The sequence below is a fragment of the Bradyrhizobium lablabi genome (assembly GCF_001440475.1).
In the GTDB taxonomy this organism is placed as follows: domain Bacteria; phylum Pseudomonadota; class Alphaproteobacteria; order Rhizobiales; family Xanthobacteraceae; genus Bradyrhizobium; species Bradyrhizobium lablabi.
This window is the reverse complement of the sequence record NZ_LLYB01000086.1, coordinates 177,513-200,843: the sequence shown is the minus strand read 5'-3', so window position 1 is coordinate 200,843 and position 23,331 is coordinate 177,513. Positions and strand designations below refer to the sequence as shown.

Sequence of the window (23,331 nt, the reverse complement as noted above, 5' to 3'; positions counted from 1 at the left end):
ATCAGGCTGTGTAGACACTGGCCGGCTCGATTTCATCAGGCAGCGGGAAGTCATCGACCAGCCGCGCCAGCCTCAGCGACACTTCGAGATTGGCGCGCACCGCCGGCCGCCAGGCCTCTTCGACCGGGAGCGCCAGTGCTTTCGCAACGGCATTGATGTAATCGTCCAGGGGTTCGGCAGCCATTTCGCTCGTACTCAACTTTTCTAGTGAACCGGCAACGGCGGATGCGGGATCGCCGTCAGCAACTCCTTGGTGTAGGCATCCTTGGGATCGCCAAGCACGCTTTCGGACGAGCCCTGCTCGACGATTCGCCCCGCACGCATCACGATGACACGATCGCATAGCAAACGCACGACATTCAGATCATGCGACACGAACAAATAGCTCATGCCCATCGATTGCTTGAGGTCCTGCAGCAGATTGAGCACAACGGCCTGAACCGAGACGTCGAGCGCCGCCGTCGGCTCATCGAGGATCACGAGCTTGGGGTGCAGCGCAATCGCGCGCGCGATGCCGACGCGGGCCTTCTGGCCGCCGGATAGTTGGTGCGGGAAACGATCGAGCAGGTTGACGGGAAGGCCGACCAGCCCGGCGAGTTCCTCGCAGCGGGCGCGCAGCGCGTCGCGTCCCCTGATGTCGCCGAGCTGCATGATCGGATCGGCAATCGCCCGCGCCGCCGTAAAGCGCGGGTTGAGGCTGTCGGTCGGGTCCTGGAACACCATCTGGATGCTCTTGCGCAGCGGCAGCCGCGCAAAGGCCTGCGGCATGATGGCGCCGATCTCCTCCCCGTCGAACGCAATGCGGCCGGAGGTCTGGTCGAGAAGCCGCATCACCATCATCGACGTGGTCGATTTGCCGCAGCCGGATTCGCCGACGAGGCCGACGCTTTCGCCATGGCCGACCGTGAAGCTGATGCCGTCGACGGCGCGGAATATTTCCGCTTCCACCGGCGGCTTGCGGGAGAAGAGTTTTGACAGGACCGCGCTCGCGCCCTGGCGCGGGTATTCCTTGACGAGCTTTTCGACGAGGAGAAGGGGCTTTGTGATGTCGTCACCCCCGGGCTTGACCCGGGGGTCCATCGCTTCTGAGGAAGAGTCGTTCGAAGATTGATGGATGGCCGGGTCAAGCCCGGCCATGACGGATGGAGGCGGCGGGGCTTGCGCGCCTTCCTCCTCCGGCAACAAATCGCGCAAGGACACACCGATCCTCGGCGTCGCACGCATCAGTTTCCTGGTATAGGCGTGCTCGGGCTTGGCAAAAATGTCCGCCGACTTCGCCGTCTCCACCACCCGGCCCTTCTCCATGACCACCACGCGGTCGCAATAGGCGGCGGCGAGGCCGAGATCGTGGGTGATCAAGATGGTCGACATGTGGCGGCGCTTTGTCAGCTCCACGATCAGATCCATCACCGCCTTTTGCGTGGTGACGTCGAGCCCCGTCGTCGGCTCGTCCGCGATCAGGAGCTGCGGATTGCAGGCCAGTGCCAGCGCGATCACGACGCGCTGGCACATGCCGCCGGACAGTTCGAACGGATAGGCGTGATAACGCTCGCGAGGACGGGCGATCTTGACCTGCTCCAGCGCCTCGATCGCCTTCTCGCCGCGATCGCTCGCCGCGCTCTGCACATGCTGGCGCAGCACGTCCTCGATCTGGTCGCCCACCTTGCGGATCGGGTTCAATGCAGCACGCGGGTTCTGGAAGATCATCGAGATTTCGCGGCCGCGCAGATCGCGCATCTCGTTCTCGGTCGCGGCCTTGACGTCGATGCCGGAAAACATCACCGAGCCCTCGGCGATCCTGCCGGCACGGTCGAGGATCCGCATCACGGCATAGGATGTCACCGACTTGCCGGAACCGGACTCACCGACGATGCCGAGCGTCTCACCCTTGGCGACGGAGATGTTGACGTTCTGCACCGCCTTGACGATGCCGCGCCGGGTGGAGAACTCGACGGTGAGGTCGTGGACGTCGAGAAGAGGCTGGGCCGTCATGACAGCCTCCGCAAAAATGTCGAAAACAACCCCATGCAAGGTAGAACGGTTCCTGTCCCGTTTCCTTCCCTCATGCGGCCTAGGCGAGCAAAGGCTGACTCAGCCATCACGTCCTCCGCTGCGGATCGACGATGTCGCGCAGGCCGTCGCCAAGCAGGTTGAAGCAGAACACCGCGATCATCAGCGCAAGGCCCGGGAACAGCGCGATCCACCATTCGCCCGACACCATGAAGCTGGCGCCTTCCGCGACCATGATGCCCCATTCCGCCATCGGCGGCCGCACGCCAAGCCCGATGAAGGAAAGGCCCGCAGCGTTCAGAATCGCGTATCCCATGGTCAGCGACATCTGCACGATCATGATCGGCATAATGTTGGGCAGGATGTGCACCAGGAGAATGCGCAGTTCGCCATTGCCCGACAGCCGCGCCGCCTGGACGAAACCGGCATTGCGGCGCACGTTTGCCTCGGCCCGCGCCACGCGGGCGTAGAGCGGAAAGTTCACGATCGCTGTGGCGATGATGATGTTCTGAACGGTATTGCCGAGCGCCGCGACGATACCCATCGCCAGCACGAACAGCGGAAACGCCATGATGGTATCGGCGACGCGGCCGACGATGCGGTCGGTCCAGCCGCCGAAATAGCCGGCGGCGATGCCGGCGAGCCCGCCCATCAGGAACACCAGCGCCACGGACGCCACCGCGATGAATGTGTCGAGCCTGGTGGCGACAACGACGCGGCTGAAAATGTCGCGACCCAATTGATCGGTGCCGAACCAGTGCGCGGCGGACGGCGGCTTCAGCGCTGCGGCAGTATCGCTGGCGAGCGGATCGTAGGGCACGATGTAGGGGCCGAAGATCGCCGCAAATAGAATGATGACCAAGAGGCCGAAGGCGAAGGCGGTGACGCGGTTCTCGCCCAGCACATAGCGGGTGTGTTCGAAGATCGCAGCAAGCCCCGAAGTACGGGCGGGACCGGCGGGGTCAACGGCAGGCAGAACAGCACTCATCTTCCAACCTCACCCTTCCAGCCGCACGCGCGGATCGATCACGCCGTAGAGAATGTCGATGATCAGATTGAGCAGCACGTACATGACCGCCATGGTCAGCACAAAACCTTGCACCGGCGCGAAGTCCGAGGAGATCAGCGCTTCGACGGCGTAGGAGCCGATGCCGGGCCAGGCGAACACTTTTTCGACCAGCACGTTGGCGCCCAGCAGGAACGAGAACACCATGCTGAGCGTGGTGATGACCGGCAGCATCGCGTTGCGAAACGCGTAGGTGACGATCACGGTCGAGGGCGAGAGCCCGCTGGCGCGCGCGGTGCGGACGAAATCGGATGCCAGCACTGCCAGCATCGAGGCGCGCGTCATGCGCGCGATCGGCGCCAGCGAGAAGATCGCCAGCGTCGCCGCCGGCAGGATCAACTGGCTCAGCGCCGAACGAAACGTCTCGAACTCGCGCGCGATCAGGGCGTCAATCAGATAAAGGCCGGTCACGGTCGGCGGCGCGCTGTAGAACACGTCGAGCCGACCAAGCGGTGCCGGCGACCAGCCGAGCCTGAAATAGAAGAGATAGACCAGTACCAGGCCCGTAAAGAACACCGGCAGCGACACGCCGGCCGTCGTGGTGACGCGGCAGAGATGGTCGATCCAGGAGCCCGGACGGGTCGCAGCCAGCACGCCGAGCGGGATAGCGATCGAGATCGAGACGATGAGGCCGAGCAGCGTCAGCTCGGCGGATGCCGGCAGGCGGTTGCGGATTTCGGTTGCGACCGGCTGTCCCGTCGTCAGCGACGTCCCGAAATCGCCGTGCGCGAGATCGTTGGTGTAACGGAAGAACTGCTCGATCAGCGGCTTGTCGAAGCCGAGCTTCTTGCGGATCTGCTCGATCGCTTCCTTGCTCGCCGCGGGCCCGGCGAAATAGGCGGCGGGATCACCCGGCAGCGCGCGCGTCAGGAGGAAGGTGACGATCACGACGCCGATCAGGGAGGGAATCGCAAACATCAGCCGCTTGCCGATCATGGTCAGCATGACGCGCGCCTCTTATGCTTTCACGAGTGCGCGATAATCCAGGCGACGGTGGAACCAGTATTGGTAGCCCGAGACGTTCTTCTGCATCGCGACGTTGACGTAGGGCTGATACAGCGGAATGCGCGGGATATCCTTGAAGGCGAGGTCGACGAACCCCTTTACGTCAGTTTCGTATTTGGCGGTGTTGCCGACGGCTGCGGCATCGACGGCGCCGCTGATGAGTTCGTCCATCGCCTTCGACTGATAGCTCATGGTGTTGAAGATCGAGTTCTTGCCGTCGTAGCACCAGATGAAGAAGTATTCGGGATAGTCGAGCCAGCCTGAGAACACGTTGGTGTAGAGCGGCAGCACCTTCTTGTTCAGCTCGGTGCGCCAGTTGGCGCCGGGGATCTTGTTGATGGTGGTCTTGATGCCGATCTGCGCCAGGCTCTCCTGTACCAGCACGCAGAGCGGCTCGTTGACGCCGGCAAAGCCGAGGTCGAACGACAGCGTGGTCTCGAAGCCATTGGGATGACCAGCCTCGGCCAGCAATGCCTTGGCCTTCGTGATATCGGTGACGTATTTGGTCGGCTGCGGCCACGCCACCTCGGTGGCCTTGTCGGCAGGCGCGCCGAACATCGGCTTGGCAAGGCCGAACAACACCGCATCCATGATCTTCTGATAGGGAATAGCGCAGGCGACGGCCTCGCGAACCTTGGGGTTGTCGAACGGCGCGATCTTGACGTTCATGCCGATATACTGGACGCCGTTGGAATACGGCACCGAGACAATGTTGAGCTTGCCGCTGTCCTTCAGCTCGACGAAATCCTTGTTCGGCAGATCATAGGAGATGTCAGCATCGCCGCGCTCCAGCAGCGCGCGGCGGTTACCGGCCTGCGGCACCATGCGCCAGATCACGCGCTTGACCTTGGGCAACGGACCGCCGGTCCACTCGTCGTTGCGTTCCATGACGACTTCGGTGCCCGCCGTCCACTTCGTCACCTTGTAGGCGCCGGAGCCCGCGGTCTGCTGTTTGGTGTATTCGAGGCCCCAGGGGTCCTTCTCGCTGGCGTTCTTCTTCACCAGCTCGGAATTGACGACGCAGGGCACGATGACAGCGAGATCGGGCAGCGTCAGGCGGTCCTTCTTGGCAAAATCGATCCGCACCGTGTTGTCGTCGACGACGACGAACTGCTCGGTCTTGGTCAGCGAGCCCGCGCCCATCTGGAACGTCGGGAAGCCGCCGACGCTGACCGCGCGATCGAGCGACCATTTGACGTCCTTGGCGGTGACCGGCGCGCCGTCGTGGAATTTCGCGTTCTTCTTCAGCTTGAAGGTCACCGACATGTCGCCGACATTCATGTCCTCGGCGAGCTCGGGCTTGAACTTGTCGCGGTCGTAATACGGCACACCGCCGGGACCGCTCTTCATCTCGTGGCTGATCAGGCGGTCGTAACAATTCCACGACACCTCGTAGCCGGGCACGTTGGTGCCGACACCGTGAATGTCGAGATTGTTGGGGCCGCTTTCCGAGACAATCAGCAGCGTTTCCGACCGCGCCTGCGCCTTGGCGGAGGACCAGATTGCCGGCGCCGGCGTGAGCGCGCCGGCAGCCGCCAGCCCCGAGACGGATTTGAGGAAATCGCGACGCTTCATGGGTGGTGCTCCAAACGCCTGAGGGGAAACGGCCTGGAGTTGGGATCGCAAGGTTTGTGCCAACACTTAAGGAAAGCTTTCGCCTGCCCTAACCGATTGATGCGGCTTGAAATTCAAAACGAAACGGGCGCTATACAGGGTGCGACATCCTGTCGAATTGCATACAAAGCGACATATTTGCCCACAAAGTATGCAGAAATTCTCGGCGCTCTATTGCTGTGCGGCACTCAGATCGGCCAGAGCAGATCCTGCAATTCCCGGAGATCGGCGGCCTTCTGCTGCCAACCCTCAATACAAATGTGCCTGACCGGATCGCTGGCCCGGTGCAGCAGCATCAGCGCCATCAGCCGCAGCTTCAGGTCGGGCGTGACATCCGCGGCCGAATATCCAAAGCCGGCGAACAGGCTCCGCACCCGCCGCGGCATGCCTGATGTCATGAAGGCGCTCGGACCTAACAGGTCATAGTCGCCCCTCCCCGTCATCACGTCGCCGAAATCGAACAGGCCCGCGAGCTGCCAACCTGCAGCGCCGCGGCTCAGCAGGAAATTTTCCGGGATGTATTCGCCGGTCAGGATCACCGGCGGCCCGTCCAGCGCCGTCAGCGCGACTGCATCGCGCAGCAGGTCGTCGAGGCCATCCAGAAATTTTTGCGGCAATCCGAGCCGCGCGTGCCGGGCGCGGCATCCTTCGATCTGCCGGCGCATGAAGGCGTCCCAGCCCGGCTCGATCTGGCCAAGTGGTCCGACAGGGGCGCGCTGCACTTCGGCGATGGTCTCGCCGATCCCGGCCAGCACGCGCTCCTTGTCCGCTTCCGGCAGCGACGGCCAGACATCCGCGCCCAGTTCGCCGGATAGCCGCGTGATGACGAGATATGGCCAGCCGTCGCGCTCCCCTTCGGCGACGATTTCGGGGATCGCGATGCGAAGCCGCCCCTCAAGCTGCGCCAGCGCGCCGCGTTCGGAGACGAACTGGGCGTGGAGAAACGGCGGGAAGATTTTCAGGATGAGGTTTTCGTCGAGGGCAAGGACGAGATTGGTGCCGGTGGAGAACACCTGCGGCGCGGCGCATGCGAGGCCGTGGCCACGGGCGATAGCGCGCGCGATCGGCAGCCAGTGCGCCGGATCGGCGCGCCAGATGCGGAAGGTTTCGTAGTCAGTGAATGCCGGCAGGGGTGCGGTCATGGTGATGCTGGATGTATTAGTCGTCATTGCGAGCGCAGCGAAGCAATCCATGCCTCAACGCGGGGATNNNGTCATCGGGCGCGCATTCGCGCGACCCGTTGGCTCGCAATGACGGGGAGAGTTCACTGCTCCGGGTTTGCGCGTTCGAACTGGCGCAGCAGGCGGTTGCCGCGCTCGACGGCGAGATCGAGGGCGGCCTGCGCGGATTGCTTGCCGCTGAAAACCTGCTCGAGTTCTTCGTCGATCACGCTGCGGATCAGCACAAAGGAGCCGAGCCGGATCCCTTTCGAGTTCTCGGTCGGCGATTTCAGGGTCATCTGCTCGATGCCGATCGCCGCACCGGGATCGCGATCGTAGAAGCCTTGCGCGCGGGTGAGATCGAAGGCGGCGCGGGTGATCGGCAGATAGCCGGTGTGCTGGTGCCAGGCGGCCTGAACTTCCGGCTTCGAAAGATAGGCAAAGAAACGAGCAACGCCGGCATATTCAGCACGTGGCCGGTCGCGCAGCACCCATAGCGTGGCGCCGCCGATGATGGAGTTTTGCGGGGCGCCGGCGATTTCGGGGCGGTGCGGAATCATGCCGTAGCCGACCTCGAATTTCGAATTGGCCTTGATGTCCGCGCGCGTGCCGGACGAGCCGATGAAGATGGCGCATTCGCCCTTCTGGAAGCGCGGCTCGGCCAATTGGCCGCGGCCGCTATAGTCGAAAGCTTTCGTCGCCTGCCATTCCGCCAGTTGCGCGATGTGCCGTACCACGTCCGGATTGTTGAAGGTCAATTCGGCATTGAGGCCGCCAAAACCATTGCCCTTGCTGGCCAGCGGCAGATTGTGGAATGCGGAAAAATTCTCGACATGGACCCAGGAGGGCCAGGATGTGGTGAGCCCGCAAGCCGACCCCGCCGCGCGCAGGCGCTTCGCCGCCGCACCGACCTCGGCCCAGGTCTTCGGCGCCACCTCCGGATCGAGGCCCGCGGCGCGGAACTGATCCTTGTTGTAGTAAAGGATCGGCGTCGAGACATTGAACGGAAACGAGAGCATGTTGCCCGCGACGTCGGAATAGTAGCCGGTCACAACAGGCAGATACGCCTCCGGCGCGAACGGCTCCGACTGGTCGCGCATCAGTTCGAACACCGGATAGATCGCGCCCTTGGCCGCCATCATGGTGGCGGTGGCGATCTCATTGACCTGAACGATGGCGGGCTGGCTGCGCGAGCGGAACGCGAAGATCGCCGCCGTCACCGTCTCGGTGTAGTTGCCCTTGTAGGTCGGCACGATCCGGTAGTCGGACTGCGAGGCATTGAAATCGGCCGCGAGCTTTTCGAGCTGCTTGCCGAGTTCCCCCGACATCGCATGCCACCACATGATCTCGGTGGCGGCCTGGGCCGGAGACGCCAGCGCCATGGCGGCGAGCGCTGCGAATTGCAAGAATCTCAAGGCCAGTTTCACCGATGATTACCCCGCTCCGCCGCACCTGCGACGTGCCCGTTCCCCGCCCCCTCATAAATCGCTGCCACTGCGGTTTCAATCCGCCGACATCACCGCACCGCACACTTCAAGATTGTAACGAAATTCTCAGGATAACCCCAGGCTACCCCGCGCCGGCCGCCCAACCAATAGCCAAGCATCGGCAAATTCTGCTAAAATTACGTTGAACCTTTTTTCCCCGCTGCAGACTCCTTCTCTAAGGGGATTTGTCGCCTGTGTACCGCCGCGCCAACCTTTCGCGGGTCTTCGTGCTTGTTGTCGCGCTGTGGCTTACGGCGGTTTCAACGGGCGCGCTTGCGCGCGAGTCTGGCGCCGCCGATCCCTGGAGCGAGGTGCATCGTATCGACGGGTTCCAGTCCCGTCTGTCCGGCGCGGAAAACGAAACCCTCGAACGGCCCCGCTCCGGCGCCCCCGATCTGAACCGTACCAACGTTGCATTGATCGAACCAATGGCGCCGCTATTGGTCGGGCCCCTTCGCAAGATGGAGCGAATTTGACCGGCGCACCGCAACAGCCACGAACTTCGGAACGGCCGGCGAGCTTCGCCGCGCGCGGCCGGTTTCACGTGGTTCAGTGGCTGCGCGCGATCCCGATCCGCTGGCGCATTCTCTCGATCGCAGCCCTGAACTCCGCCGTCGTCGTGGTGCTCGCGGTCCTGATCTGGAACGGCGCCAACGTGCTGCGCTCGGCCTGGGACGATGTCCGGCAGGTGCGGGAGTCCGACAAGATCCTGGCGCATCTGGAGAGCGAAACCAGCCGGCTGCAGAACCTGATCCACCGCTACATCAACCAGCCGAGCCCCGAACTGTTCGCCGAGATCCTGCTGCTGCGCGAGGCCGTGCTCGGCACGCTCACCACGCGCGCATCGAACGACCGGATTCTTTCGGGATCGGTCGAGCGGCTCGAACAGGTCACCGACCGTTTCCTCAACGGCTTCGGCGAATTGCGCGCCGTGCAGGCCACCATCACCAAGACCTATGAGCAGCAGGTGCTGGGGCCGGCCAGGGAAATGGCCGGCCTCTATTCGGTCATCGAGGGCGCCACCGGGCACCGCGACGCGCAGATCTGGCCGTCGCTCGGAAGATCGCGTGAAGCGTTTACGGCGCTACTGGTCGCCGCCAACGCCTATTATTTGTCGCAGGGCTCGGCCTCCGCCGAAGACGCCCGCAGGCATACCGAGACGATCGAGAAGACCATCCCCGTGATGACCGACCTCGCCGACAATGATCTGCAGCGCATGGCGCTGACGCGGCTGCAGGCCCGGACGGTGGCGCTGCGCGAGGGCATGGCCAAGCTGACCGAGCAACTCGCGGTCAGGACCGAGCTGCTGCGAAACACCATCGACGCCAGCCAGGCCGACGCCATCGCCGTCATCGACGAATTGTCGGTCAAGATGCGCCAGCGCGAGCAGAAGGCGCAGGAGACATTCGACAAGACGCTGTCGGCCATCTCGCGCCGGGTGCTGTCGATCGCGGTGATGTTCCTCGGCATCATCCTGTCCGCCGGCGTGCTGATCGCGCTCTCGATCCGCCTGCCGCTGCAGCAGATCCTGGCGGCGATGCATGCGATCACCTCAGGCAATTACGATCGCCGCGTGCAGGGCACCACCGCGAGAGACGAGGTCGGCGCGATGGCGCGCGCGGTCGACGTGTTCCGCGAGAACGCCATCGCCAAGCGCAAGACCGAGGACGAGCTGCGCGCCTCGAAGGAAAGGGCCGAGAGCGCGCTGCTCGAGCTCAACACCGCGCAGCAGAACCTGATCGACGCCGAACGGCTGGCGGCGCTCGGCGGGCTGGTCGCCGGCGTCGCCCATGAGGTGAACAACCCGATCGGCATCAGCCTGACGGTGGCGTCGAGCTTCGCGCGGCGGGCCGATACGTTCGAGGCCGAATTGCGCAGCGGGCCGCTGCGGCGTTCCAAGCTCGATGAATTCGTCAAGAGCTCGCGCGATGCGGCAGGGCAATTGGTGGCGAACCTGCACCGCGCCGCCGAGCTGATCCAGTCGTTCAAGCAGGTGGCGGTGGACCGCTCCCATGCCGAGCGCCGGCAGTTCAACCTGAGCGAGGCCACCGACCAGATCGTCGCCAGCCTGCGGCCGGTATTGAAGAAGGCCGCCATCACGCTGTCGGTCGACGTGCCGGAAGGGCTCGTCATCGACGGCTATCCCGGCTCCTACGGCCAGATATTAACCAATCTTTTCCTTAACGCCGCCAACCATGCCTTTGCCGACGGCCGCTCCGGCGCGATCTCGATCTCGGCGCGGGCGCGCGGCAGCGACGACGTCGAGATCATCTTCGCCGACAACGGGGCCGGCATGACCCCGGACGTGCAAAGGCAGGCATTCGACCCCTTCTTTACGACGCGCCGCAACGAAGGCGGTACCGGACTGGGCTTGCATATCGTCTATAATCTTGTCACTCAACAGCTCGGCGGCCGGATGATGCTGGAGTCGAGGCTGGGACAAGGCACCACATTCCGCATTATCATGCCTAAAGTCGCCAAGGGCGGACCCACGAGTACAGACCAGACAGCAGCCGACGGAACTTCGCAATGGCCGAACAGGACGATGTCCTCCACCTGATCGACGATACCGGGGCCGCTCCGGAGGACTCGTCCGCCCGCAAATGGAAGATCGCCGTCATCGACGACGATGCCGCCGTGCATGAGGGCACCCGCTTTGCGCTGAGCGACTACAGCCTCAACGGCGCGACGCTGGAGATCCTTTCCGCCTATTCCGCGGCCGAAGGCCGCACCTTGATGCGCGACAATCCGGATGTCGCGGCCGTGCTGCTCGATGTCATCATGGAGACCGATGTCGCGGGACTCGAGCTCGTGGAATACATCCGCAACGAGATCAAGAACGAAACGGTGCGCATCATCCTGCGCACCGGCCAGCCGGGACAGGCGCCCGAGCGGCGCGTCATCGTCCAGTACGACATCAACGACTACAAGGCCAAGACCGAGCTGACGGCCGACAAGCTGTTCACGTCGCTGACCGCGGCGCTGCGCAGCTACCAGCAGCTCGAGCGCATGGTGCAGACCAGGCGCGGGCTTGAGATCATCATCGACGCCGCCTCGACCCTCTACGATTTCAAATCGATGCAGCGGCTGGCGGAGGGCGTGCTGACCCAGCTCGCCTCGCTGCTGAATGTCGACTGCGCCGGCATCCTGGTGCTGCGCGACGACGGCGCCGCGGGCAGCGAATTCTCGGTGCTGGCCGGTTCAGGCTGCTACAGCCGCTTCATCGGCACGACGAGTTCCAAGGCGCTCGATCCGGATCTGCGGCAGATGGTGGAAGCCGCCTTCCAGCGCCGCAAGAACGAATTTGCCGACCACCGCAGCGTGCTCTATCTGCGCACCGGAAGCGGCCGCGAAGTGGTGGTGCTGCTGCAGGCCGAGCGCCAGCTCTCCGACACCGACCGCGCGCTGGTCGAGATTTTCTCCAGCCGGCTGTCGATCGCGTTCGACAACGTCATTCTCTATCGCCAACTGCACGAGGCCAACACCCAGCTCGAGGACCGCGTCGCCCAGCGCACCCGCGCGCTGATGCAGGCCAACCGCCGCCTCTCGGCGCAGTGGCTCAGGCTGCAGCGCGCCAACGGCTTCAAGAACGAAATCCTCGGCACCGTCGCGCATGACCTGAAGAATCCGCTCGGCGTGATCCTCGGCCGCACCGAGATGCTGACCGAACTGATCGGCGCCGGCTCGCCCAAGGAGAACGTCAACGCGCAGGTCGATCACATCAGGGACGCCACCAAGCGCCTGACCTCGATGGTCGACCACCTGATCTCGGATGCGATGGCTGATGCCTTCGACATTACCATCCGCCGCGAAGCGGTCGATATCGCCGCGCTCGTGACCGAGGTCACCGATTCCAACCTGCCTTCGGCCGTCAACAAGCAGCAGGCCATCACGGTGTCGGCGCCGCCGAATATCGTCACCATGTGCGACACCGACCGGATCCGCGAGGCGATCGACAACCTCGTCAGCAATGCCATCAAATATTCACCGATCGGCGGCAGGATCACGGTGACCGTCACCCATGAGGGCGGCGACACGGTGATCCGCATCGCCGACCAGGGCGCCGGCCTTTCGCCGGAGGATCTCGGCCGGCTGTTCGGACGTTTTCAGCGTTTATCGGCCAAGCCGACGGCCGGGGAAAGTTCGACCGGACTCGGCCTGTCGATCGTCAAACGTATCATCGACATGCATGGCGGCCATGTGACCGCGGAAAGCGCCGGCCCCGGACAGGGATCGACCTTTACGGTTACACTGCCGGCAACAGAGACGACATGACCCAGAGCCCGCACATCTTCATCGTCGACGACGAGGCACCGGCCCGCGAGATGGTCGGCGATTACCTCAAGATGCACGGATTTGGCGTCACGCTGTGCGACGGCGGCAAGAGCCTGCGCAAGGAGATCGAGACCGCCGTGCCCGATCTCGTAGTGCTTGACCTCAACATGCCCGAGGAAGACGGGCTTTCGATCATTCGCGACCTCAAGAGCAAGATCAACGTTCCCGTCATCATGCTGACGGCGACCGCGAGCCCGATCGACCGCGTGGTCGGTCTCGAGCTCGGCGCCGACGACTACATCGCAAAGCCCTGCGAACTTCGCGAACTGATGGCGCGCATCCGCTCGGTGCTTCGCCGCAGCACCCCGGCCAAGACGGCGGCCGCGCCGGAGCCGGCGGCGGCAAAGGCGGAGAAAGAGCAGTTGGTGCGGTTCGGCACCAAATGGCTCGACCTCGAAGCCCAGGCGCTGCGCGACGACGAAGGCAACGAGCATCCGCTGACGGCGTCCGAGTTCGGCTTGCTGAAGGTGTTCGCGGCCAACCCGAAGCGCGTGTTGTCGCGCGAGCGGCTGTTGGAATTGGCCAATGCGCGCGACGCCGAGGCCTTCGACCGCGCCGTCGACCTGCGCATCATGCGCATCCGGCGCAAGATCGAGATCGATCCGACCAAGCCCGCCGTGATCCGCACGATTCGTGGTGGCGGCTACCTGTTCTCGCCCACCGGCGAGAAGAGCTAGCCCCGCGTTGCTGTCGCTGTCCGCCCCTCATGGTGAGGAGCCGCGGAAGCGGCGTCTCGAACCATGTGGCCCGTATGGGGCCTGCATCCTTCGAGACGCGCGTTCCGCGCTCCTCAGGATGAGGGTCTACCGTCGGAACAAAATCCACGTCTGAAAACTTCCAATTTTCCGCACATTGAAATTATTGGCGTTTTTGGCCCGAATGTTTCGTCGCAGGCCCCGCGACGAAACAATTCTCTCCTGCACGAAACCATTTTCCCCTTGTGGAGCAGACGTCCCGAAACCGAGCCTCATTAACAATTCTCCCAACGAAACGCCGCACGGCGTGGAATTGGGAGCAGGTCATGTCGAACGTTATCGCCATCAACGCCGCAGCCAAGAAGTCGATTGCCGCCGCCCGCGCGACATCCGACGAAATGCTGCTGCAGAGTATTGCCAAGGGCGACCGTACGGCGATGCATGTGCTTTATTCCCGCCATAACGTCCGGGTTTACCGCTTCGTGCTGCGCATGGTGCGCGACACCACCATGGCGGAAGATCTGGTCAGCCAGGTGTTTCTCGACGTGTGGCGCACCGCCAAGCAGTTCGAGGGCCGCTCGCAGGTTTCGACCTGGCTGCTGTCGATCGCCCGTTTCAAGGCGCTGACCGCGCTGCGCCAGCGCAAGCACGAGGACATCGAGCAGGAAGACGTGCTCGAGATCGCCGATGAAGCCGACACGCCGGAAGCTTCCCTCGACCGCAACAACACCAGCGCGATCCTGCGCGCCTGCGTCGCCAAGCTGTCGCCCGCGCATCGCGAGATCATCAACCTGGTCTACTACCACGAGAAGTCGGTGGAAGAGGCCGGCGCGATCATCGGCATTCCCCAGAGCACGGTGAAGACCCGGATGTTCTATGCCCGCAAACAATTGGCCGAGTTGCTTAAGGGCGCCGGCGTCGACAGCCTCGCAGCATAAAACAACGCCATTTCAACAGGTTGGATCAGTATCGGGGACGAGAAAACGGGCTGGTTTCGACGGACAAGGATTACCTCCGACGAAACAAATGAAACAAAACACGACATCACCCGGAAAAACTCACCCCCTATACCAATCATCACCAACGCAACGCCAACGCCGAACAGGAGAGCGAACATGCTGAAGCCGTCCTTCCGCTTTTTCATCGTCCCGCTCGGCGCCGTCGCAACGCTCGCCACGCTTTCGGCTCAGAACGTCACGCCCCGCGCCCAGCGCGACAGCGGTTCGACGTTCGTGCGCGAGCAGGTGGTCGATTGCGGCACCAAGAGTCCCAAGGAGATTTGCGTGATCTCCTACGACAGCGAGACCCCCCGCTGAACTTTCTACCTCTAGACCTCTCAAGTTCTGGACCTCCCAAGTTCTGGACCTCCCAAGTTCTGGACCTCCCAAGTGACCTCCAACGACCCGGCCGGGATGCCCCCCCAGCCGGGTCGCTCTGTATTTGGGATTTGCGACTTCGTGAACACGACATGAAAAAGACTCACGCCTGACCGCGATTGGCCGACGCAATTCTGCTTGATCCGCACAGGTTGCCGCTTGACGTGACCACGCCGATCGTGGTGCTTGCCGCCGGCGATGGACGCTGTGGCAAACGAGAACGAAGTCAGGCTGCGCAAGGGCACGACGCTCAATGAGCGGCTCGTTCTGGCAGGCATAGCCGTAGTTTTGTGTTTGATCGCCCTGCCCGGCCTCGCTCACCTGGCAAACGACCAATGGCTCGGCGTCGCCGCCCTCTTTGCGTTGCTGTTCGGGTGTCTTCTGCTGGTTGCCGCGCTGTTTGATCGCAACGTCGTATGGATCATTACGCCAGGCGAAATCCTGATCGGCGAACAGCGTCCATTCGGGAAGGTGCACCGAAAGTCGATCGGGGATCGCGATATATCCGGGATGCGTCTGCGAAAGAGCATCGGCAAATCGGTGGAATTCACCCTCGTGGTCGAGACCCTGTCAGGAGATACGCTCACCTCACCTCCGCTGCCTGATGTCACCCAGGTGCAAAGAACCACCTTGCAGGTTGCCCGGCTGCTTCAGTTGCCCGCTCCCGCATGGATCGAGAACCCGCTCGACGCCGCCAATGCCAGGATACGGCTGGGTAAGCCGGTTGGTTCAAGACGCGTCCGGGCATACCGGGCTCTCGTCGCGTTGCTCGCCTGCTCGCTGAGCCTTCCATTCATCTATGCGCTCTGGAGCGGCAAATTGTCCGCCCTTGGGATCGCCGACTGGTCGCTCGGCGCGATCATGGCCTTTGTGCTGATCAGATATCTCCGTCGGACCAGCGCATTCTGGATTGTCCACGACGGCGCCATCAGGTTTGAACGGCTGTCTTTGATAGGTACGACGGAGACGGATACGGTCGGCGGTGACGATGTCGAGCACATCGACGTCGAAAGCGGCGGCCGGAGGGGCAGCCACTACGTCATTGCGATCCGGCTTCGCACGGGCAAGAAGATCCGCAGTCCTGTGCTGGTCGGCAAAGACCAGACCCGGGCCGTGAAGGCCGAGATCGTCCGAAGACTGGGACTGACTCCATTGGATGGCGGATAGACCTGCACACCTGTTCCGCGCGGCACGCAGACATACGCGCCGGTAAGGTATAATCGTCGCATCGGGCGTGGTAAGCTACACGCCTGGTTCGGACTCAATTTTCGAAAACTCCAGTTCCGTTTTTGAAGATCGCGCTCCGTGCGAAACTGCGACAGGTGGTGCCGATGTTCGAAGGCTGGGATGCGGTCGTATTGGCCCGGGCGCAGTTTGCCTTCACGATGTCGTTCCACATCATCTTTCCCGCCTTCTCGATCGGGCTTGCCAGTTATCTCGCGGTGCTCGAGGCGCTGTGGCTTGCGACCGGGCGCGAGGTCTACATCAACCTGTTCCACTACTGGCTGAAGATCTTTGCCGTCGCCTTCGGCATGGGCGTGGTGTCGGGCATCGTGATGTCCTACCAGTTCGGCACCAACTGGTCGGCCTTTTCCGACAAGGTCGGCCCGGTGATCGGCCCGTTGATGGCCTATGAGGTCTTGACCGCGTTCTTCCTCGAAGCCGGCTTCCTCGGCGTGATGCTGTTCGGCCTCAAGCGCGTCGGTCCAAGACTGCATTTCCTCGCGACGCTGATGGTTGCGATCGGCACGCTGATTTCGGCGTTCTGGATTCTCTCCGCCAATTCCTGGATGCAGACGCCGACGGGCCACGCCGTCAATGCCGATGGGCAGTTCATCGCCGCCGACTGGCTCAAGGTGATCTTCAATCCGTCATTCCCCTACCGTCTCGTGCACATGGTGCTGGCGGCGTATCTGACCACCGCGCTGGTGGTCGGCGCCGTCGGCGCATATCACCTGCTGCGCGACCGCCACCTCGCCGGTCCGCGCGTGATGTTTTCGATGGCGATGTGGATGGCTACGTTGGTGGCGCCGATCCAGATCCTTGCGGGCGACCAGCACGGGCTCAACACGCTGGAGCACCAGCCGGTGAAGATCATGGCGATGGAAGGCCATTTCGAGAGCCACAAGGACGGCGCGCCCCTGATCCTGTTCGGCCTGCCCAACCAGACCGCCGGCCGGGTCGACTTCGCGGTGGAAGTGCCGAAACTGGGATCGCTGATCCTCAAGCATTCGCCTGATGCGCCGATGGCCGGCCTCGACACGGTGCCGCGCGAAAACTGGCCGCCGGTGGCAATCGCATTCTGGTCGTTCCGGATCATGGTCGGCATGGGACTGCTGATGCTGGCGCTCGGCGGGTTGAGCCTGCTGATGCGCCTGACCGGCAAGTTTTATGACTCGCGCCTGCTCCATATGTTCGCGCTTGCGATGGGCCCGGCGGGCTTCATCGCGGTGCTCGCGGGCTGGATCACCACCGAGGTCGGACGCCAGCCGTTCACGGTGTACGGATTGTTGCGTACGGTCGATTCGGCTTCGCCGCTGGCGGCGCCCGCGGTCGCCTCTTCGCTGATCGCTTTCATCATCGTCTATTTCGCGGTGTTCACGGCCGGCGTGATCTATCTGCTGCGGCTGATGGCGGCGCCGCCGCATCCGGGCGAAGAGGGACCGTCGCACGACGCGCCGATCCGCAGCGCCGGCATCACGCCCGCCGCCGGCGCCGCAGTCGAGGGAGCCGCCGAATGATTGCGATCGACCTCGCCATTGTCTGGGCCTTCATCATCGCCTTTGCGGTGTTCGTCTATGTCGTGATGGACGGCTTCGATCTCGGCCTCGGCATCCTGTTTCCGCTCTTCCCCGAGAAACATGATCGCGACGTCATCATGAACACCGTCGCCCCGGTGTGGGACGGCAACGAAACCTGGCTGGTGCTCGGCGGCGGCGGCCTGATGGCGGCGTTTCCGCTCGCCTATGCCGTGCTGATGCCGGCGCTCTATACGCCAATGATCGTGATGCTGCTGGGCCTCGTGTTCCGTGGCGTCGCCTTCGAATTTCGCTGGCGCACAACCAAGGAACGCAACAAGTGGGACGTCGCGTTTTTCGGCGGGTCGTTCCTGGCGACGCTGGCACAGGGCATCGCGCTCGGCGCCATCCTGCAGGGCGTGCATGTCGAGGGACGGCACTATGCCGGCGGCTGGTGGGACTGGCTGACGCCGTTCAGCATTCTGACCGGCGTATCGCTGGTGATCGGCTATGCGCTGCTCGGCGCGACATGGCTGGTGATGAAGACCGAAGGCGAACTGCGCGACCGCGCCTATCATTTGAGCTGGATATTCCTGCTGGCGATGCTGGGCGCCATCGCTGCAGTCAGCCTGGCGACGCCGTTCCTCCATGTGCAGTACACGCAGCGCTGGTTCGCCTGGCCGAACGTCCTCCTGACCGCGCAGGTGCCGATCGCGGTGGCCGTCATCACTGCGCTCTTGCTGCGCAGCCTCGCCAAAAAATATGACTACCAGCCGTTCTTTCTGACGTTGGCGTTGTTTGCGCTCTCCTACGCCGGCCTTGGCATCAGCATGTTTCCCTACATCGTGCCGCAGAGCATCACGATCTGGCAGGCGGCGGCGCCGGCAAACAGCCAGATCTTCATGCTGTTCGGCGTCGCCGGGCTGATCCCGCTGATCCTCGGCTACACCGCCTGGGCCTATTGGGTATTCCGCGGCAAGGTCAAACCCGAGAGCGGTTACCATTGACCCAGATCAAGCCAAACCAGCGCCCATTGACGCAGCGTCTGCTATGGTTCGTTGCCCTGTGGCTCGGCGGCGTCGGCACCGTGGCGCTGATTTCGTTTGTGCTGCGGCTGTGGATCGCGCCGAAATAAGGCAGCCCAAGGTCCCATGAATATGGCGACCTACGGAAATTCAAGATATTTCAGTAGGATGTCCGCCGCATACGCCCTAAACTTGCCATCAAGCTAGCCCTGAGATTTGATGGTTTCGATGATTTGGCCAACGCGGCCGCTAGGAGAATTCTGCGATGACAAAATTTCGGCACCTGGTCTGGATGCTGATCGCGACCAGCGGTCTGATCCTCTCGGCCTCGCAGAGCCAGGCACAGTTGCGCCAGCCCGATGTCGGCGACCAGCCGGGGCTTATCGCTGACGATTCCGTCGAACTGGAGCCGCAGTTCAGGAAGACGGCGGTGCTCTATCGCACCAATGAAGCGCCGGGCACCATCATTGTCGTCACGGCCGAGCGGCATCTCTATCTGATCCAGGGCAACGGCCGCGCGCTGCGCTATGGCATCGGCGTCGGCCGCGAGGGATTCCAGTGGCAAGGCCTCGTGAACATCACGCGCAAGGCGGAGTGGCCGGACTGGACGCCGCCACCCGAAATGATTGCACGCCAGCCCTATCTGCCGCGCTTCATGGCGGGCGGCCCCGGCAATCCGCTCGGCGCGCGCGCGATGTATCTCGGCACCACCGTTTACCGCATTCACGGCACCAACCGGCCCGACACGATCGGCACCGCCGTGTCATCAGGCTGCTTCCGGCTCGTCAACGCCGACGTCACCGATCTCTACGAGCGCGTGCCTGTCGGCACCAAGGTGATTATCCGGCAGAAGCCCGAGCTTTAATTCCTCCGCTGTCTCTCCAGACGATCCATTTCCTCCCTGAAAATTGGCGAGTTGAACAATGCTACGGACATTTCGAGGCGGCCTCCTCATCGGGCTGGCGGTCGCAGTCGCGGTCGCGGCCGCTGCAATCACGTATGAGCGTTACGACACCAAGACGCTGAAGCGGACTGTCAAGCGCGGCGAAGTGCTGTGCGGCGTCAACAAGGGCCTGCCCGGCTTCTCGATCCCCGACGACAAGGGCGACTGGTCCGGCTTCGACGTCGATTTCTGCCGCGCGGTTGCCGCGGCGATCTTCGACGATCCCAAGAAGGCGAAATTTGTGCCGCTCGACGCCAGCGAGCGCTTCAAGGAATTGCAGAGCCGCAAGGTCGACATTCTCTCGCGCAACACGACCTGGAGCATGTCGCGCGAGAGCAACAACGCCCTCTATTTCCCGGCGGTCGCCTATTATGACGGCCAGGGCTTCATGATACCGCGCTCGCGCAACATCGATTCCGCGCTGGACCTCAACAACAGCAAGGTCTGCGTGCAGGAGGGGACGACGACGGTGCTCAACGTCGCCGACCATTTCCGCGCCAACAATATGAAATATACGGAAGTGAAGTTTGCCAAGCTGGAGGACGTGCTCAAGGCCTATGAAGGCGGCAAGTGCGACACCTTCACCGCCGACGTCTCCCAGCTCTACGCGCTCCGCCTGAACCTGATCCAGCCGAGCGACCATGTCATCCTGCCCGACGTCATCTCCAAGGAGCCGCTCGCGCCCGTGGTGCGCCAGCGCGACGACGACTGGATGATGATCGTGAAGTGGACGCTGTATGCGATGATCAACGCCGAGGAACTCGGCATCACCTCGAAGAACATCGACGAGGCGCTGAAGTCGAAGAAGCCCGACGTGATGCGGCTGGTCGGCACCGAGGGCGCCTATGGCGAAGATCTCGGGCTCCCCAAGGACTGGGCCGCCCGCGTCATCCGCCATGTCGGCAATTACGGCGAGGTCTACGAGCGCAATGTCGGCGAAGGATCGAAGCTGAAGATCCCGCGCGGCCTGAATTCGCTGTGGAGCAACGGCGGCATCCAGTACGCGCCGCCGATACGGTAGGCGTCTCCGNCGCGAAGCGTTTGCGCAAGGGAGCGAAGCGACGAAGCAATCCATCTTTCCGTTATGCCGCGGCATGGATTGTTTCGCTTCGCTCGCAATGACGAGGAAATATCTGTCGTCACCCGCGAAAGCGGGTGACCCAGTACGCCGCGGCTTCACTGTTTAAGTACTAACGTCTCTGGAATACTGGGTCGCCCGGTCAGGCCGGGCGATGACGGCGGTGTGTGGGCGCCGCTTGCACCCCCTCAATAACTCTTCATCCGCGCCAACTGGTCGGCGTGGTAGTTGCTGTCCCCGAACAACTCCTGACACACCCGCGCGCGCTTCATGAAGAAGCCGATGTCGAACTGGTCGGTCATGCCCATGCCGCCATGCATCTGCACGCCCTCCTGCACCGCCAGCGTCGCCGTGGTGCCGGCGCGCGCCTTGGCGACCGCGACCGCCGCGCCCGCATGATCGAAATCGCCGTCGAGCGTCTGCAGCGCCTTCAGCACCGCTGAGCGGGTGATCTCGATGTCGACATAGAGCTGGGCGGCGCGGTGCTGCAGCGCCTGGAATTCGCCGATCAGCTTGCCGAACTGCTTGCGCTCCTTCAGGTAAGTGACGGTGCGGCCGAACACCTCTTCGCTCAAGCCCACCATTTCGGAAGCGACCGCGCCGCGGCCGATATTGAGCACGCCGTCCAGCAGCATGCCGCCCTGATCGACCTCGCCGAGCACGTGATCGGCATCGACCTCGACATTGCTGAACTCGATTCGGGCCGCGTTATGGGCATCGACCATCACGGTGCGTTCGATCGCGATACCCTTGGCTTTGGGATCGACCAGGAACAGCGTCAGCCCGTTGCGTTCTCCGGCCGCACCGCCAGTCCGTGCTGCGACGATGAGAAGGTCGGCGGTGTGGCCGTCGACCACCAGCGCCTTGGCGCCGCTGAGCTTGAAGCCGTTGCCGGAGCGGACCGCCTGCAAATTGATCTGCAACGGACGATGTTTTGTCCCCTCATCGACGGCGAGCGCTGCCAGCAGCGAACCGTCGGCAATGTCAGGCAGGTACGCCGATTTCTGCGCCTCGCTGCCGCCGCGCGACAGCGCGGAAGCCGCCAGCACCGCGGTCGACAAAAACGGCGACGGCATCAAGGTGCGGCCGATCTCCTCCATCACCACGCCGGCCTCGACATGGCCGAGCCCGCTGCCGCCGAGATTTTCCGGCACCAGCAATCCCGAAAAGCCCATCTCGGCAAACGCCTTCCAGAGGTCGCGGGAGAAACCCGTGGCGTCCTTGTTGTCGCGCAGCTGGCGCAGATGCGACACCGGCGCCTTGTCGCTGATAAGGCCGCGCGCGCTGTCGCGCAGCATGGATTGTTCTTCGGTGAGGACGAGCGGCATTGGGTTGTTTCCGTTACGCTAATCTTGGATTGATTTCGCTCTTGACCCCTCATGGTGAGGAGGCGCATTTGCGCCGTCTCGAACCATGAGGCCGATATCGGGGTCTCATCCTTCGAGACGCGCTTCTCAGGATGAGGAACTTAGCTCACGCCCCCGGCAGATCGAGGATGCGCTTGGCGACGATGCCGAGCATCACCTCCGAGGTGCCGCCTTCGATCGAGTTGGCCTTGGTACGCAGCCAGGCGCGCGGGCGGGCGCCGCCCCTGGAGCGTTCGCTTTCCCACTCCAGCGCATCAATGCCGCCCGCCGACATCAGGATTTCATGGCGGCGCTTGTTGAGCTCGGTGCCGTAATATTTCATCGCCGAGGAAAACGCCGGATGCGACTGCCCGGCCTTCGCCAGATCGATCGCGCGCTCGGCCACGGCCGCGAATGCCGCCTCGTCGATGTCGAACGTGGCGATCTGACCGCGCAGCATCGCATCATCGAGCCGGCCGGAATCATCGCTACCGACGGAATCGGCGGCGACCTGCCCGAGCGGACGGCCAATGCCGCGCTCGCCCGTGCCCGAGATCATCGCGCGCTCGTGCTGCAGCAGGTATTTCGCGACATCCCAGCCGCGGTTGACGGTGCCGACCACATGCGACTTCGGCACGCGAACATTGTCGAAGAAAGTTTCGCAGAACGGCGAGTAACCGGAGATCAGGAGAATGGGCTTGGTCGACACGCCCTTCGAGGCCATGTCGAACAGGATGAAGCTGATGCCGTCATGCTTCTTCGCCGTGGGGTCGGTGCGCACCAGGCAGAAGATCCAGTCGGCGTAGTTGGCATACGACGTCCAGATCTTCTGGCCGTTGATGATGTAGTCGTCGCCATCGCTCTCGGCGCGGGTCTGCAGCGAAGCGAGGTCCGATCCGGCGTTCGGCTCGGAATAGCCCTGGCACCAGCGGATCAGGCCCGCGGCGATTTTTGGCAGATGCTCCTTCTTCTGCGCCTCGTTACCGTACTTCAACAGCGCCGGCCCGAGCATCCAGATGCCGAAGCTCGACAGCGGCGCCCGGGCGCCCATCGCCGACATCTCCTCGCGCAGCACCTTGTGCTCGGCGCGATCGAGCCCGCCACCGCCATAATCCTTCGGCCAGTCCGGCACGGTCCAGCCCTTGTCGCGCATCCGCTCGAACCAGACGCGCTGCGGCTCGGACGAGAACTTTGCGTTGCGCCCGCCCCAATATGTGTCGCTTTCCGAGGTCATCGGACGGCGCATCTCCGGCGGGCAATTGGCCTCCAGCCAGGCGCGGGTTTCACGGCGGAATGTTTCCAGATCGGACATATCAGGCGTTTCCATGTGGGATGTTGGAGGCGACCTTAGCCGTCACATCGCGGAATTCAATATATGTCTGACGTCAGCCCATGCAGCGCTGACGGTGGTCACAATGCCCGATCAGGTGTATTCGCTGAGCCGTAACACTTG

21 protein-coding genes are annotated in these 23,331 nt (G+C 63.2%); 12 read left to right on the top strand and 9 right to left on the bottom strand.

The features are described 5' to 3' along the window. Nucleotide 1: 1 nt before the first annotated feature. The 7 genes from CQ14_RS24825 to ugpB all read right to left on the bottom strand — a co-directional run bounded on the left by CQ14_RS24825 (nt 2) and on the right by ugpB (nt 8,270). A complete protein-coding gene (locus tag CQ14_RS24825) occupies nt 2-184 on the bottom strand; it encodes a DUF4089 domain-containing protein (protein ID WP_057860453.1) in 183 nt (60 codons plus the stop codon). A gap of 20 nt (nt 185-204) precedes the next feature. Beyond that, entirely contained in the window at nt 205-1,992 is a 1,788-nt protein-coding gene (locus CQ14_RS24820; protein WP_057860452.1) for a dipeptide ABC transporter ATP-binding protein, read from the bottom strand. A 106-nt stretch (nt 1,993-2,098) separates the two neighbouring features. Further along, nucleotides 2,099-2,998: an ABC transporter permease gene (locus CQ14_RS24815; RefSeq protein WP_057860451.1), complete on the bottom strand. Its 900-nt coding sequence runs from the start codon at nt 2,996-2,998 to the stop codon at nt 2,099-2,101. A gap of 9 nt (nt 2,999-3,007) precedes the next feature. Further along, on the bottom strand, nt 3,008-4,021 hold the full coding sequence (locus tag CQ14_RS24810; protein ID WP_057860450.1) for an ABC transporter permease: 1,014 nt from the start codon (nt 4,019-4,021) through the stop codon (nt 3,008-3,010). 12 nt (nt 4,022-4,033) lie between these two features. Next, entirely contained in the window at nt 4,034-5,656 is a 1,623-nt protein-coding gene (locus CQ14_RS24805) for an ABC transporter substrate-binding protein (RefSeq protein ID WP_057860449.1), read from the bottom strand. A gap of 227 nt (nt 5,657-5,883) precedes the next feature. Further along, on the bottom strand, nt 5,884-6,864 hold the full coding sequence (locus CQ14_RS24800) for an aminoglycoside phosphotransferase family protein (protein ID WP_245320483.1): 981 nt from the start codon (nt 6,862-6,864) through the stop codon (nt 5,884-5,886). A 95-nt stretch (nt 6,865-6,959) separates the two neighbouring features. Then, nucleotides 6,960-8,270, bottom strand: a complete 1,311-nt coding sequence (ugpB, locus tag CQ14_RS24795; protein WP_283807263.1) for a sn-glycerol-3-phosphate ABC transporter substrate-binding protein UgpB — start codon at nt 8,268-8,270, stop codon at nt 6,960-6,962. A gap of 266 nt (nt 8,271-8,536) precedes the next feature. On the opposite strand from ugpB, the gene CQ14_RS24790 reads away from it, so the two are divergent. The 12 genes from CQ14_RS24790 (at nt 8,537) to CQ14_RS24740 (ending at nt 20,475) form a co-directional block, all read left to right on the top strand. Then, nucleotides 8,537-8,818, top strand: a complete 282-nt coding sequence (locus tag CQ14_RS24790; protein WP_057860448.1) for a hypothetical protein — start codon at nt 8,537-8,539, stop codon at nt 8,816-8,818. A gap of 68 nt (nt 8,819-8,886) precedes the next feature. After that, entirely contained in the window at nt 8,887-10,902 is a 2,016-nt protein-coding gene (locus CQ14_RS24785; RefSeq protein ID WP_245320490.1) for a sensor histidine kinase, read from the top strand. After that, a complete protein-coding gene (locus CQ14_RS24780; protein ID WP_057860446.1) occupies nt 10,872-12,617 on the top strand; it encodes an ATP-binding response regulator in 1,746 nt (581 codons plus the stop codon). Before CQ14_RS24785 ends, CQ14_RS24780 begins: the two co-directional genes overlap by 31 nt. Next, the gene (locus CQ14_RS24775; protein ID WP_057860445.1) at nt 12,614-13,354 is read left to right on the top strand and encodes a response regulator; all 741 of its coding nucleotides are present in this window, start codon (nt 12,614-12,616) and stop codon (nt 13,352-13,354) included. Before CQ14_RS24780 ends, CQ14_RS24775 begins: the two co-directional genes overlap by 4 nt. Before the next feature lie 344 nt (nt 13,355-13,698). After that, nucleotides 13,699-14,310: a sigma-70 family RNA polymerase sigma factor gene (locus tag CQ14_RS24770; RefSeq protein WP_057860444.1), complete on the top strand. Its 612-nt coding sequence runs from the start codon at nt 13,699-13,701 to the stop codon at nt 14,308-14,310. A 177-nt stretch (nt 14,311-14,487) separates the two neighbouring features. Beyond that, a complete protein-coding gene (locus CQ14_RS24765) occupies nt 14,488-14,688 on the top strand; it encodes a hypothetical protein (RefSeq protein WP_057860443.1) in 201 nt (66 codons plus the stop codon). A 267-nt stretch (nt 14,689-14,955) separates the two neighbouring features. Then, nucleotides 14,956-15,915 carry a hypothetical protein gene (locus CQ14_RS24760; protein ID WP_156435366.1) on the top strand — a complete coding sequence of 320 codons (960 nt, stop codon included), beginning with the start codon at nt 14,956-14,958 and terminating at the stop codon, nt 15,913-15,915. Nucleotides 15,916-16,079: 164 nt separating this feature from the next. Further along, the gene (locus CQ14_RS24755) at nt 16,080-17,489 is read left to right on the top strand and encodes a cytochrome ubiquinol oxidase subunit I (protein WP_057860545.1); all 1,410 of its coding nucleotides are present in this window, start codon (nt 16,080-16,082) and stop codon (nt 17,487-17,489) included. After that, complete coding sequence (cydB, locus tag CQ14_RS24750; protein ID WP_057860441.1) at nt 17,486-18,493, top strand: cytochrome d ubiquinol oxidase subunit II; 1,008 nt, start codon at nt 17,486-17,488, stop codon at nt 18,491-18,493. Before CQ14_RS24755 ends, cydB begins: the two co-directional genes overlap by 4 nt. Further along, nucleotides 18,490-18,621 carry a DUF2474 domain-containing protein gene (locus tag CQ14_RS43845; protein ID WP_156435364.1) on the top strand — a complete coding sequence of 44 codons (132 nt, stop codon included), beginning with the start codon at nt 18,490-18,492 and terminating at the stop codon, nt 18,619-18,621. Before cydB ends, CQ14_RS43845 begins: the two co-directional genes overlap by 4 nt. Before the next feature lie 155 nt (nt 18,622-18,776). Beyond that, the gene (locus CQ14_RS24745; protein WP_057860440.1) at nt 18,777-19,376 is read left to right on the top strand and encodes a L,D-transpeptidase; all 600 of its coding nucleotides are present in this window, start codon (nt 18,777-18,779) and stop codon (nt 19,374-19,376) included. 58 nt (nt 19,377-19,434) lie between these two features. Continuing rightward, nucleotides 19,435-20,475, top strand: coding sequence for an amino acid ABC transporter substrate-binding protein (locus tag CQ14_RS24740; protein WP_057860439.1), 1,041 nt, complete (start codon nt 19,435-19,437; stop codon nt 20,473-20,475). A 245-nt stretch (nt 20,476-20,720) separates the two neighbouring features. Here the strand turns inward: CQ14_RS24740 and CQ14_RS24735 are convergent, their stop codons facing one another. Together CQ14_RS24735 and CQ14_RS24730 are read right to left on the bottom strand one after the other, a co-directional pair. Continuing rightward, nucleotides 20,721-21,860 carry an acyl-CoA dehydrogenase family protein gene (locus CQ14_RS24735; protein WP_057860438.1) on the bottom strand — a complete coding sequence of 380 codons (1,140 nt, stop codon included), beginning with the start codon at nt 21,858-21,860 and terminating at the stop codon, nt 20,721-20,723. A 145-nt stretch (nt 21,861-22,005) separates the two neighbouring features. Further along, nucleotides 22,006-23,190, bottom strand: a complete 1,185-nt coding sequence (locus CQ14_RS24730; RefSeq protein WP_057860544.1) for an acyl-CoA dehydrogenase family protein — start codon at nt 23,188-23,190, stop codon at nt 22,006-22,008. Nucleotides 23,191-23,331 lie beyond the last annotated feature (141 nt).

Bases quoted from the DNA above. Each gene is read 5' to 3' on its own strand.
- CQ14_RS24820 (WP_057860452.1), bottom strand. From the start codon at position 1,992: ATGACGGCCCAGCCTCTTCTCGACGTCCACGACCTCACCGTCGAGTTC.
- CQ14_RS24805 (WP_057860449.1), bottom strand. From the start codon at position 5,656: ATGAAGCGTCGCGATTTCCTCAAATCCGTCTCGGGGCTGGCGGCTGCC.
- CQ14_RS24770 (WP_057860444.1), top strand. From the start codon at position 13,699: ATGTCGAACGTTATCGCCATCAACGCCGCAGCCAAGAAGTCGATTGCC.
- CQ14_RS24800 (WP_245320483.1), bottom strand. From the start codon at position 6,864: ATGACGACTAATACATCCAGCATCACCATGACCGCACCCCTGCCGGCA.
- CQ14_RS24765 (WP_057860443.1), top strand. From the start codon at position 14,488: ATGCTGAAGCCGTCCTTCCGCTTTTTCATCGTCCCGCTCGGCGCCGTC.
- CQ14_RS24825 (WP_057860453.1), bottom strand. From the start codon at position 184: ATGGCTGCCGAACCCCTGGACGATTACATCAATGCCGTTGCGAAAGCA.
- CQ14_RS24775 (WP_057860445.1), top strand. From the start codon at position 12,614: ATGACCCAGAGCCCGCACATCTTCATCGTCGACGACGAGGCACCGGCC.
- CQ14_RS24755 (WP_057860545.1), top strand. From the start codon at position 16,080: ATGTTCGAAGGCTGGGATGCGGTCGTATTGGCCCGGGCGCAGTTTGCC.
- CQ14_RS24780 (WP_057860446.1), top strand. From the start codon at position 10,872: ATGGCCGAACAGGACGATGTCCTCCACCTGATCGACGATACCGGGGCC.
- CQ14_RS24745 (WP_057860440.1), top strand. From the start codon at position 18,777: ATGACAAAATTTCGGCACCTGGTCTGGATGCTGATCGCGACCAGCGGT.
- CQ14_RS24810 (WP_057860450.1), bottom strand. From the start codon at position 4,021: ATGCTGACCATGATCGGCAAGCGGCTGATGTTTGCGATTCCCTCCCTG.
- CQ14_RS24815 (WP_057860451.1), bottom strand. From the start codon at position 2,998: ATGAGTGCTGTTCTGCCTGCCGTTGACCCCGCCGGTCCCGCCCGTACT.
- CQ14_RS24730 (WP_057860544.1), bottom strand. From the start codon at position 23,190: ATGTCCGATCTGGAAACATTCCGCCGTGAAACCCGCGCCTGGCTGGAG.
- CQ14_RS24740 (WP_057860439.1), top strand. From the start codon at position 19,435: ATGCTACGGACATTTCGAGGCGGCCTCCTCATCGGGCTGGCGGTCGCA.
- CQ14_RS24735 (WP_057860438.1), bottom strand. From the start codon at position 21,860: ATGCCGCTCGTCCTCACCGAAGAACAATCCATGCTGCGCGACAGCGCG.
- cydB (WP_057860441.1), top strand. From the start codon at position 17,486: ATGATTGCGATCGACCTCGCCATTGTCTGGGCCTTCATCATCGCCTTT.